Genomic DNA, 644 nt, shown 5'->3' on the forward strand with positions numbered 1-644 from the left:
TGGCGCGGCCTCACCCCCAACCGTCCCGTCAGTCTGTGGATCTGCTGCTTTGTCGGTATCTGGCTTACCATGGCACCCATCATTTTCTGGTCTCCCACGGCAGTCGCTTACCTCAACGACACCCTGGTGGGCGCACTTATCATCGGGCTCACCATCCTGATACCGGGCATGCCCAACATGATAATGTACATGAAGATGGGGCCGGATACGCCTCCGGGCTGGAGCTATAACCCCTCCAGTTGGCCGCAGCGCTGGATCATGATGGTGCTGGGCTTTATCGGCTGGCTCGTGTCGCGCTACCTGACTGCTTTCCAGCTGGGCTACATCGACTCTGCCTGGGACCCTTTCTTCGGGCAGCAGAGCGAGCAGGTGCTCAACTCGGCCATGTCGCACTCGCTACCCATTTCAGATGCGGGGCTTGGGGCCATCGCGTATACTTTCGAGTTCCTGATGGGCTGGATGGGTGCTCCCACGCGCTGGCGCACCATGCCCTGGATGGTGGCCGTGTTCGGCATCCTGGTTATCCCGCTGGGGCTGGTGCACATCTTCCTGGTCATCAGCCAGCCTGTCATAGTGGGCGCCTGGTGCACCCTCTGCATTTTGGCTGCGGCCATCATGATACCCATGATTCCGCTGGAGGTGGA

The 644-nt window shown here is 60.2% G+C and carries 1 protein-coding gene; it reads left to right on the top strand.

The features are described from left to right. The coding region (locus DXT99_RS26775) for a vitamin K epoxide reductase family protein (RefSeq protein WP_147294331.1) at positions 1-644 on the top strand (644 nt) is incomplete at both ends.

The organism is Pontibacter diazotrophicus, assembly GCF_003367245.1.
Lineage (GTDB): Bacteria > Bacteroidota > Bacteroidia > Cytophagales > Hymenobacteraceae > Pontibacter > Pontibacter diazotrophicus.